The 8,703-nt window shown below is 73.3% G+C and carries 8 protein-coding genes and 1 pseudogene; 1 reads left to right on the top strand and 8 read right to left on the bottom strand.

The features are described 5' to 3' along the window. From ABD946_RS31095 to ABD946_RS31060, 8 genes and pseudogenes are all read right to left on the bottom strand, one after another. Positions 1 to 198, bottom strand: a pseudogene (locus ABD946_RS31095) (DegT/DnrJ/EryC1/StrS family aminotransferase); the annotation flags it as partial. Further along, the gene (locus tag ABD946_RS31090) at positions 195 to 839 is read right to left on the bottom strand and encodes a DegT/DnrJ/EryC1/StrS family aminotransferase (RefSeq protein ID WP_345288911.1); all 645 of its coding nucleotides are present in this window, start codon (positions 837 to 839) and stop codon (positions 195 to 197) included. The gene ABD946_RS31090 and the pseudogene ABD946_RS31095, both read right to left, overlap by 4 nt. 73 nt (positions 840 to 912) lie before the next feature. Next, positions 913 to 1,776 carry a RimK family alpha-L-glutamate ligase gene (locus ABD946_RS31085; protein ID WP_345288909.1) on the bottom strand — a complete coding sequence of 288 codons (864 nt, stop codon included), beginning with the start codon at positions 1,774 to 1,776 and terminating at the stop codon, positions 913 to 915. After that, on the bottom strand, positions 1,773 to 1,961 hold the full coding sequence (locus ABD946_RS31080) for a lysine biosynthesis protein LysW (RefSeq protein ID WP_345288908.1): 189 nt from the start codon (positions 1,959 to 1,961) through the stop codon (positions 1,773 to 1,775). Before ABD946_RS31080 ends, ABD946_RS31085 begins: the two co-directional genes overlap by 4 nt. 78 nt (positions 1,962 to 2,039) lie before the next feature. Further along, positions 2,040 to 3,365 (bottom strand): ATP-grasp domain-containing protein, encoded by a 1,326-nt coding sequence (locus ABD946_RS31075; protein WP_345288907.1) that lies wholly within the window; start codon positions 3,363 to 3,365, stop codon positions 2,040 to 2,042. Positions 3,366 to 3,464: 99 nt separating this feature from the next. Then, positions 3,465 to 4,778: an MFS transporter gene (locus ABD946_RS31070; protein ID WP_345288906.1), complete on the bottom strand. Its 1,314-nt coding sequence runs from the start codon at positions 4,776 to 4,778 to the stop codon at positions 3,465 to 3,467. Between the two features lie 51 nt (positions 4,779 to 4,829). Continuing rightward, on the bottom strand, positions 4,830 to 6,020 hold the full coding sequence (locus ABD946_RS31065) for a GNAT family N-acetyltransferase (protein ID WP_345288905.1): 1,191 nt from the start codon (positions 6,018 to 6,020) through the stop codon (positions 4,830 to 4,832). A 61-nt stretch (positions 6,021 to 6,081) separates the two neighbouring features. After that, on the bottom strand, positions 6,082 to 7,080 hold the full coding sequence (locus ABD946_RS31060; protein WP_345288903.1) for an aspartyl/asparaginyl beta-hydroxylase domain-containing protein: 999 nt from the start codon (positions 7,078 to 7,080) through the stop codon (positions 6,082 to 6,084). 491 nt (positions 7,081 to 7,571) lie between these two features. Here ABD946_RS31060 and ABD946_RS31055 point away from each other — a divergent pair, with 491 nt between their 5' ends. Next, entirely contained in the window at positions 7,572 to 8,663 is a 1,092-nt protein-coding gene (locus tag ABD946_RS31055) for a helix-turn-helix transcriptional regulator (protein ID WP_345288902.1), read from the top strand. Positions 8,664 to 8,703: the final 40 nt, after the last annotated feature.

The following is an 8,703-nucleotide window of genomic DNA, read 5'->3' as shown; positions in this document are numbered from 1 at the left end:
CGGTCTTCGGTATGCCTTCTGCGGCTCGGCGCGCTGGGCGAGCAGCATCCCGAAGACGTCCTCCTTGGTGATGACCGGGAAGATCGTCCGGCGCAACTCCTTGGCGATGATCGGGTCTCCGCCGAACTCGGCCAGCTGGGCGTCCAGTTCGGCCGGGTCGGGGAGCGGGAGCGGGGCGGCTGGGAAGTCGGTGATCACGTCGTTGCTCCTGACGTGGCCGGGACGGCGGTCGCGGCCTGAAGGAGGGCCAGCCGGGCGCAGGCGGCCACCAGCGGGCTGAGGCGGTAGTTGAACTGGACTCCGGGAACGAGCTCGGTGCTCTCCTCCTCCTGGGTCCACATGGTGCGCAGGTCGAAGGCACCGAAGATCTTGAGCCGCTCGGCCCGGGCCCAGATCCGCGGGTCGTCGGTCAGCACGGCCGCGGCCGGGCCGAAGCCGAGACCGGTGAGGTCGACCACCAGGGCGGGGGCCCCGGCGGCCGCGCCGGTGCGGGCCAACTCGCCCAGCCGGTGGGCGTTGTGGCCGTCCAGCGAGATCTGTACGAAGGACGGGGTCTCCCCGGCCTCCCGCACCGTGACGCCCAGCCAGGAGACGAAGGCGGCGGTCGGCCCGTCCAGGCCGGGCAGCACGGCGGTGTCGCCGTAGCCGATCTCCTGGCCGGTCAGCGCGGCGTGCACGGCTGCGGTCCTGGTGTTCACCAGGACCGCCTTCCGGCGGCCGGTGATCTTCGTCAACTGCCGTTCCAGTCCCGGCAGTTCCCGGTCACTCTTCTCGATGCTCATCACGGTCCCCGAGGTCAGTACCCGGGTCAGGACGACCGCCGTGTCGAACAGTTCCATCGAACCCTCTTCGTCGGTGTGGCAGGGCAGTTGGCCGGACCGGCCGGCCCCGCCTGGCGGTGGGGCCGGCCGGTCAGCCGGGCAGCGAAGCGGCGAGGTGGTCGGCCAGCCGGCCGGCCACGTCCACGCCGTGCAGGGCCGAGGACTTGGCGAACTCCGGGTTGGCGTTGACCTCCAGCACGGCGGTCTCACCGGTCTCCCGGTCCTCGATCAGGTCGACCCCGTAGAACCCCTCGCCGAGCTGGTCCACCACGGCCAGGCAGAGCTTGGCCATCTCCTCGGTCAGCTCGGCCCGTTCGACCTGGGCGCCGAGGTGGGTGTTGGTCCGCCAGTCCTCGGAGACCCGGCGGAAGGCGACCACCGGCTCCCGGCCGACCACCACCACCCGCAGGTCGTGGCCCGGCTTCTCGACGTACTGCTGGACCAGCACCGGGAAGAGCTTCCCGGTCGCGTCCACCGACTCGCGGGCCCCGGTCCAGACGTCCAGGCACTCCTCGTCCACCAGCCGGACCACGCCCCGGCCCCAGGAGCCGCTCACCGGCTTGACCACCGAGGGCCAGCCCAGCTCCTCGACCGCCTCCCGGACCTGGTCGTGGGTGAAGGCGTGCAGCGAGCGCGGGTGCGCGATGCCGTGCCGGGCCAGCATCAGGGCCTGCAGGCCCTTGTCGTTGCAGACCTCGATGGCGGCGGCCGAGTTGAAGGTGGGCACACCGGCCTGCTCCAGCCGGCGCGCGGTGCCGATCGCCTCCCGGTGCGAGAGATTGCGCAGCACCACCAGCCGGGGCGCCGCCTCCTGCCCGGACAGCACGCCCGCCAGGTCCGGCGGGAGCGCGGTGCGCACGGTCACGCCGCGGGACCGCAGGGCGTCCAGCAGCAGCCGCTCCTCCGGCCGCAGCATGGTGAGCGAGAGCAGGACGTCGGCCGCCTCCCGGCTCACTCGCCCCAGTCCTCTTCGACCTCGGGGGCCAGCTCGACCTTCACGGTGGCGTCGGTCTTCTCGACCACTTCGTGCTCCTGGCCGCAGGCCCCGCACTCCAGGATCTCGCCGACCTCCCAGCCGGGCTGGACCTCGATCGGGCTGTCACAGACCAGGCAGGCGGGGGCGGTTGTGGTGGCTGACATGGTTCCTCTCCTCTGTGTTCGTCGGGTAGTGGTGGTTCGGGCGGACCGGGTGTCGACCGGTCCGGTTCCGATCGGGGGTCAGCCGGCCGGTGCCGGGTCGACGACGACCCGGACCTGCTCGGCGAAGGTCTTGGTGGCCTGGGCGATCGGCTCGCCCAGCGGGGCGTCCAGGATCAGCGAGGCGGAGCGGTGGCCGGAGTCCACCTGCGGGCCGAGCAGGTCACCGGGTCGGCGGCCGGTCAGCACCGCGTGCAGCGCGGCCGGGGCGTCGGCGGCGAGCGGGGCGAAGGACGGCCAGCGGTCGTCCCGGGCGGTCCAGTACACCTCGGCGCCCTCGGCGGTGACGTCCGCCAGCACGCCGTGCCCGTGCTCCAGGAAGTGCTGCCGGGCCCGCCGCCGGGGCTGCGGGTACGAGGCCGGGAGACCGAGCGCCAGGTCGAGCATCACCGGCTCGACGCCCTGGCCGGTGGCCAGCTCCCAGAGGAAGGTGATGCCGTCGCCGGGCAGCCGGGCGGCCACCTCCATCAGCACCACGCCACGCTCGGTGTACCGGTACTCGGCGTGCGTGATGCCGTCCCGCAGGCCGACCAGCCGGAGCACCTCGCGGTTGGCCGCGACCAGCGCCTCCCGGGCCTCCTCGTCCAGCTCGGCCGGCGAGGTGTGCTCGACCTCGGTGAAGTAGCGGCCGCCGGCCTCGTTGCTCTCCTTCCCGGTGACGCCGGACCAGATCACCTCGCCGCCCTGCACCAGCGCCTCGACGGAGTACTCGGGCCCGCTCACCCGGGCCTCCACCAGCGCCGTCTCGTGCCCGGCCAGTGCGCCCAGCGCCTCGGTCAGCTCCGCCTGGGTGTGCACCATCCGCACCCCCGAGCTGTAGAACCGGCCGGCCGGCTTGACCACGACCGGGAACTCGCCGGCCGGCAGGGTGAAGGTGGCCCGGTCCTCGGCCGGGACGGTCCGCCAGGCCGGGGCGTAAGCCGGGGCGGCGATCCGCTGGAGCAGCTTGTCCCGGCAGATCAGTGCGGCGGCCGAGCCCGTGCCGGGCAGGCCGAGCGCGTCGGCCAGCACCCCGACCGGCTCGACGAAGACCTCGCCGACCGAGATCACCCCGCGCACCCGGTAGCGGTGCAGCAGCGGCGCCACCGCCGGGGCCACGGTGGACGGCTTGGCGTCGGCCACCCGCACCACCTCGGCCAGCCCGGCCAGCGGACTGGCCGGATCGGCCCGCAGCGCGGCCAGCCGGTCCTGGTCGGTGTCCGGGCTGACCACCGCGATCGGTGCCAGGCCACGCCGGACGGCGTCGGTGATCAGGCGGCCCTGACGGGCCAGCACCACCAGGTCGCCCATCAGCAGCAGGGCGTCGGGACGGTTCTCGGGCGGTTCGGTCCGGTGGTCGGAAGGCATGATGATTCGTCACTCCGTGGGTCAGAGGGGGGGCCGGGGCGGGTGGGGTCCGCCGCCGGCCTCGGTACGGGTGCGGGTCTCGTCGGGCGGCGGGTCCCGTCAGGCGGCGGCCGGGACGGCGTCCCGGGCGACGGCCGGGTCCTCGTGCCGCCCGCCCTCGCCGTCCGAGCCGGAGCGGAGCAGGGTGACCGCGAAGACCAGCCAGCCGAGCAGCAGGGCCACCGCCGCCACCCACAGGGCGGGCCGCAGGCCCAGCCCACTGCCGGCCGCGCCGCCGAGGGCGGCGCCGATGCCGATGGTGCCGAAGGCCACGAAGCGGTTGGTGGCCGAGGCCGGGGCCAGCAACTCCTCGGTGGTGGTGCGCTGACGGGCCGTCAGGCTGAAGATGTTGAAGACGGTCAGGCCGAAGCCGTAGACCACGAAGGAGGCGGTGCAGAGCGCGGCGGTCAGCCAGACCGGGCCGGAGACCAGCGGGAAGACCAGCGGTCCGGCCGAGGCCAGGCCGATCCCGGCGATCAGGGTGCGGGCCGCGCCGAGCCTGCGGCCGATCCGGGAGGCGGCCATCGAGCCGAGCACCGAACCCGCCCCGCCGATCATCATCGTGATCCCGAGCAGGCCGGGGGAGAAGCCCAACTCCTTGACGGCGTAGACCAGGTAGAGGGTGAGCACGGCCTGCTCGAAGAGGTTGAACCAGGCCGCCTGGAGGGTGAGCCGGCGCAGCAGCGGCACCCGCCAGGAGAACGCCAGGCCCTCCCGGACGAGCCGGACGATCCCGGCCCGGGGTGCCGCCTCCCCCGCCGCGGCGGCCGGGGCCGCCCGGTGCCGGATCAGCGTGAAGGAGACCACCGCCAGCAGGTAGGCCGCCACCCCGAGGGAGAGCGAGAGCGAGCCGCCGAGCGCGCCCAGCAGGATGCCGCCCACCCCGGGCGCGGCCACGGTGGCCAGTGCGTAGGTGGTCTCCAGCCTGCTGTTGGCCACCACCAGCCGCTCGCCGTCCACCAGCGCCGGGGCGTAGGCGAGGGCGCAGACGTCGGCGAAGCAGGTGATCGCGCCGATCGCGAAGACCACCGCGTAGAGCAGCCGGATGTCGAGGCCGCCGAGCGCGGTGACCAGGGGGACGAGGGCCAGCAGCACCGCGTTGGCGGTGTGCGCGGCGATCAGCACCGGGCGGTGCGGACGGCCGCTCAGCCAGGCCCCGGCGAACAGGGTGAACACCAGCAGCGGCAGGAACTGCGCCGCGTTCAGGAGGCCGACCTCGGCCGGGCCGGCGTCCAGGGCGACCACGGCCACCAGCGGGATCAGCAGGGTGATGCCCTTGCCCGCCAGATTGGCCAGCGCCTGGCCGAGCCAGAATCGGCCGAAGTCCGGCGAGATGACCAACGCCTGGGTCCGGCGCGGGAGTTCGGAGGGCATGACGATCCCATCGGGCGAGTTCGGAAACGGAGGTGGAAGGGTGACCGCAGGTCAGCAGAACGGGGCGAAGCTCTCGCCCACCAGCGCCTTGGCAACCGCCCCGGAGGCTCCGGTGAGCTTGGCCAGCTCGGCCGCGTTGTGCGCCCGGAACGTCGCGTCGTGCGCGGCCAGCGGGCTGTCCCCGGCCAGGTCGAGCAGCCAGAGCGGCCGCAGCTCGGCACCGCGCAGGGCCTTGGCGTCGGCCGCCTCGATCCCGGCGTGCACCCAGCGGCAGCCGGCCGCCGCCGCGGCCCGGATCGGCGCGTAGTAGACGGTGTTGAAGTACTCGCAGGCGTCCTGCAGCCGCCCGTAGTCGAAGCCGGCCGCCCGCAGGTAGGTGGTGTCGCCCCAGACGTAGTAGAGGCAGAAGCCGACCGGCGGTTCGCCCTCCCGGCCGCAGAACGCCACCCGGGCGGCGTCACCCATCGCGGCCGCCTGCCGGCGGAACGACTCGGTGAGCACCTCCGGATCGGCGCCGTGCCCGTACCGGGCCTGGGTGCCGACCAGCAGTTCGGCCGCCACCCGGGCGGACTCGCCCAGGGTGGAGTCGGTGATCCGGTAGCCCGCCTCCTCGAAGCGCTTGACGTCCCGTCGGACCATGTCGGTGCGGCGCTTGGACGGCAGGCCGTGCAGCCACTCCGTCCAACCGCCCTCGGGGATCGGGATCCAGGCGTCCGCCGCCAGCAGCAGCGGCGGCCCGGCGGCCCCCGCGGCCCGCAGCGCCAGCACGTCCTCGGTGGTCAGGAAGAGGCCGAAGGCCGGCACCGGCCGGTCCCCGGCGGAGGAGGGCAGCAGCTCCGATCCGGCCAGGTCCGACCGGAGCTTCTGGATCTGCTCGTACAGCGCCGCGGCGGCCCGGTCCCGCCCGAGGCCGGAGGAGGCCAACAGGTGGGTCTGGTAGCCGCGGCGCTGGCCGAGCAGCAGGCCGGCCGCCCCGCCGCCGGAGAGTCCGAGCGGCTCCAGGTGGGACTCCCACTGGTAGAAGGAGTTGGGCTCGTGCTCGACGGCGGTGACCGGCACCGCCGCGGTGCCCTCCTCCCCCACGGCCACGTGCAGCCCGCCGGTGGTGGTGGTCCCGCCGATGTCGGTCGCGCAGAACCGGAGCCAGTCCGCGGAGGAGTAGAGCCGGTCGGCGGCCAGGGTGTTCCAGTCGTCGGCGGGGATTCCGCCCCGGAAGTCGGCGAAGGCCGAGGTGAGTGTCATACCGGTGGGGTCCTGTCTCTGAGGGCGGCCGGCCCGTGGCCCAGCCGTGCGTGACGGCGGGTCAGCCGCGACGGGCAGCCAGCTCCGTCTGCTGCACCTCGGCGCCCTTGCGGGTGCGCAGCACCACCCGCGGGGTGTCGCCGTCCGGGACGACCTGCACGGTGCGCTCCTCGGTCCAGCCCGCGAAGCGGAACTCCAGGCCGTCCAGGTGCACCAGCCGGAACTCCGGCTTGCCCGCCAGGGTCAGCACCAGGTGCTCGCCGTCCCGCTCGACGGCGGCCGCCAGCTGCTCCTGCGGACGCAGGAACTCGCCTTCCTCCTCCTCCCAGTTGGCGAACGAGGCGGGCAGGTCGAAGCTGACCAGCACGGCCTCGGACTCGGCCTCGGTGAGCGGCTTGCGGCCCCGGTCGAAGACGATGTCGGCCGGGTCGACCGCCTCTCGCACCGCGTCCGGGAAGAGCGCGAACAGCTCCTTGCTCGGCAGGGTGTCGATCACCAGGTGGACCCGGGTCTCGGTGCCGGAGTTCTCCACCTTGTGGGTGCGGCTGAAGTCGCCGAACCAGAAGGTGCCCGGCTGCCACTGCTGGAGTTCGCCCGCGATGTACATCCGGGCCTCGGAGTGGGTGAGGATCGGGACGTGCACCCGGGCGGTGCCCCAGGCGACGCCGTACTTGTTGTCGTAGTGCTCGGCCGAGGCCGCGCCGGGGCCGAGCGCCATCAGGCGGGCGCTGCGGATCTCCGCCGGGATGGTCTCCAACACCTCGGCCAGGTACGGGGCCTGGGCCAGCCACTCGGTCGGGGCGAAGTCCACCAGCCCGGGGCCACCCGGGTCGGTGCGGTCCGGGTCGCCGCCGGGGCTGCGCAGCGGCAGCACCCGCCAGTCGATCGGCGCCTCACCGATCACGCCGTCGGCGCCGTAGGTGCGCTGCAGGCTCCAGGCCCGCCGGCGCAGCTCCGCGACGTCGGCGGCCAGTCGGTCGACGTCGAAGTCGAGCCCCAGCCGGGCTGCGGGCGGCAGGCCTGCCACCACATGCGGCTGGTGCTCCGTCACGTCGGTCATCTCGTGCTCTCTCCTCTTGCCGGACTCGGTGTGCGGACGGTTCGGGCAGCCGGGCTGACGACCGGTCAGCCCCAGCCCGGGTCCCCGGGAAGGAGGGAGACGGTGCCCGCCGCGACGACGGCCAGGGCCGCGAGCCGCAGGAGGAAGTGACGGAATGGGCGCATGTTCTGCCTCGCTTTCGCCGGGTTGGGGAACGCTTGGAACATCAGCTTGGGCGAACCCCGGGCCGATCCGGGAGTACTTCGGGGTCGCATGAACCTGAACTGCAGCAAGGTGAGGGGAGACCTCGGACACCATGCCCCGGACTACCTCAAGTCGGTGATTTCTCTGCGATTCGTCCACGGAGTATGAAGGCCGTGTTAAGGCTTCCCCTGGAGGTGACACAACTCCGGCCATCTCACGGATAGTTGCAGTAATCCGCAGCTCGCCCACCAGCATGCGAACTGCCTCGACCAGCAACCGAGTCGCCCCCACCACACGAGGTTGACATCGTGATCTTGCCGAACGCCGGACCCGCCCCGCTCCTGCCATCGCTCAGCTCCACCAGCGTGGCCATCTACCGGCTGGCCCTGGAGACCGGCACCCTCACCCTCTCCTCGGCCGCCGAGGTCGCCGGGGTCACCGAGTCCGAGGCCGGCACCCTGGTGGACGGACTGGTGGCCATGCACCTGCTCCAGCCCCAGGCCGACGGCTGGGCCGCGGTGCACCCCTCCACCGCCCTCACCAACCTGATCGCCCCGGTCGAAATGTCCATCCTGCTACAGAAGTTGGACATCACCCGGGTCCGCGAGGAGCTCACCGCGCTGCTCCCGGTGTACGAGGAGCACAGCACCGCACCCGAGCCGTCGACCACCTCGATCGAGGTGCTGGAGGACCTGGGCGCGGTGCGCACCGCGCTGGACGCGGCGAGCGCCCGGTGCCGGCAGGAGATCCTGACCGCCCAGCCCGGCGGCGGGCGCCAGCGCGAGATGCTGGTCGAGGCCACCCCTCGCGCGCTCGCGATGCTCCAGCGCGGCCTGCGGATGCGGACGATCTACCAGCACACCGCCGCCTTCTCCGGGCCGACCAGGGACTACGTCCACGAGGTCACCCGCAAGGGCGCGGAGGTCCGGATCTTCGGGGAGGACTTCACCCGAATGATCATCTTCGACCGGGAGACGGCCTTCGTCGGCGACCGGGAGCACCCCGAACGGGCACTGCTGATCCGCGAACCCACCCTGGTCGGGCTGCTCGCCGACGACTTCGAACGGGTCTGGCGCTGGAGCAATCCCTTCCTCACCCCGCACCGCCCGCACCGGCCGGCCGACTCCGGCCTGAGCAGCGCCAAGCGCACCGTGCTCCGGCTGATGGCCGACGGCCTCAAGGACGAGGTGATCGCCCGCTCGCTCGGCATGTCGGTGCGCACCTGCCGCAAGCACATCGCCGAGATCATGCAGGAGCTCGACGCCACCAGCCGCTTCCAGGCCGGCTACCGCGCGCTCCAGCGCGGCCTGATCGAGGACGGCCCGCTGAACGTCTCCCCCGACGGCTACCTGCTCGCCGACCCGTGCCGCCCGGTGCACTACGAGAGCATCCCCGCCTGACCGGCCCCCGGCCCCCGGCGGCCCGGCCGGGGGCCGGTGG

This window comes from Kitasatospora albolonga, from assembly GCF_039535905.1.
In the GTDB taxonomy this organism is placed as follows: Bacteria; Actinomycetota; Actinomycetes; order Streptomycetales; family Streptomycetaceae; genus Kitasatospora; species Kitasatospora albolonga.
This window is presented reverse-complemented; position numbering and strand designations above follow the sequence as displayed.

Coding starts and splice junctions, on each gene's coding strand:
- ABD946_RS31090 (WP_345288911.1), bottom strand. CDS start 839: ATGGAACTGTTCGACACGGCGGTCGTCCTGACCCGGGTACTGACCTCG.
- ABD946_RS31080 (WP_345288908.1), bottom strand. CDS start 1,961: ATGTCAGCCACCACAACCGCCCCCGCCTGCCTGGTCTGTGACAGCCCG.
- ABD946_RS31075 (WP_345288907.1), bottom strand. CDS start 3,365: ATGCCTTCCGACCACCGGACCGAACCGCCCGAGAACCGTCCCGACGCC.
- ABD946_RS31070 (WP_345288906.1), bottom strand. CDS start 4,778: ATGCCCTCCGAACTCCCGCGCCGGACCCAGGCGTTGGTCATCTCGCCG.
- ABD946_RS31065 (WP_345288905.1), bottom strand. CDS start 6,020: ATGACACTCACCTCGGCCTTCGCCGACTTCCGGGGCGGAATCCCCGCC.
- ABD946_RS31060 (WP_345288903.1), bottom strand. CDS start 7,080: ATGACCGACGTGACGGAGCACCAGCCGCATGTGGTGGCAGGCCTGCCG.